At 70.4% G+C, this 1,335-nt stretch carries 1 protein-coding gene; it reads left to right on the plus strand.

Going from position 1 to position 1,335, the window contains the following annotated elements; all coding sequences use genetic code 11:
- The first annotated feature begins 266 nt into the window (after positions 1-266).
- Complete coding sequence (locus tag ACZ7CH_RS40775; protein ID WP_470376428.1) at positions 267-1,319, plus strand: IS110 family RNA-guided transposase; 1,053 nt, start codon at positions 267-269, stop codon at positions 1,317-1,319.
- Positions 1,320-1,335 lie beyond the last annotated feature (16 nt).

Consider the following 1,335-nt stretch of genomic DNA (forward strand, 5'->3'; position numbering starts at 1 on the left):
ACTCGGTGTCAGAGTTGGTGGTGCCGCTGGTGATCAGCGGTTAGTGTCCGGCCCTGGTCGTGGGGTGACTCTCAAGTACCACGCCCCCGATGGTGGGTGGCTTGTGTTGGAAATGTCCACCGCGACCAGGGTCCTCGGACCGGCCGGCCTGACTTGATAGAAGCGTGGTCCAGACGCTGTACCCACCTCGACCGAGGTGTGTCGTCCAGCCGATCCGAGGGATGTGTGTTGTCTCCCTTTGGCCGAGAGGACGAACACGAGTGCCGATGGTGGTCTGCGGAATCGATCCGCACAAGTCAACGCTCACCGCGGTCACCGCCGACCAGGCCGGCCGCAAGCTCGCCCAGCGCACGCTGCCCGCCCGCCCGGACGCCTGGTTCACGCTGCTGAGCTGGGCACACGGCCAGGCCGAGCAGGTGCTGTGGGCGGTCGAGGACGGCCGGGGCCTGGCCGGCGGCCTGATCCGCTACCTGCTCGCCGCCGGCCAGCGCGTCGTGCTCGTGCCCCCCAAACTCATGGCCCGCGCCCGCCGCGCGGCCCGGACACGGGGCAAGTCCGACCCCATCGACGCCCTCGCCACCGCCCGCGCCGCACTGCGCGAGGACGGCCTGCCCACCGCACACCTCGACCAGGACGCGCTGGACGTGCGGCTGCTGGTCGACCACCACGACACCCTCGTCGCACGGCGCACCGCGACGATCAACCAGCTGCGCTGGCACCTGCACGACCTCGACCCCGCACTCGAGGCCGCCACCGCCACCCTCACCGGCGCCCGCGCCCGAACCCGGTTGGCCGACCGGCTGCGCGCCCTGCCCGGCTCAGTGCGCCGCGACCTGGCCACCGAGCTCCTGGCCGACATCACCGCCCTCAGCACCCGCATCCGCGACCTCGAGCGGCGTCTCGGCGAGCTGGTGCGGCCGATGGCACCGGCCCTGCTCGGCCTGACCGGCATCGGCGTGCTCACCGCCGCGAAGATCATCGGCGAGACCGGCGGCATCACCCGGTTCCCCACCAGCGCCGCCTTCGCCGCGCACAACGGCACCGCACCCATCCCGATCTGGACCGGCAACACACCGACATTCCGGCTCTCCCGCGGCGGCAACCGGCAACTCAACGCCGCCCTGCACCGCATGGCCATCACCCAGCTACGCCACCACCCGGCAGCACGCGACTACCTCGACCGCTACCGGCAACGCCGACCCCACACCACCCGCAAAGCCGCCCTGCGCGCCCTCAAACGACACCTCTCCGACATCGTCTACACAGCACTCAAAACCGACATGAGCAGCACAAACACCCAACTACCCGCCACCGCTTGACATAGAAGCTTCCAAC

This window comes from Lentzea sp. NPDC037011 (assembly GCF_055607425.1).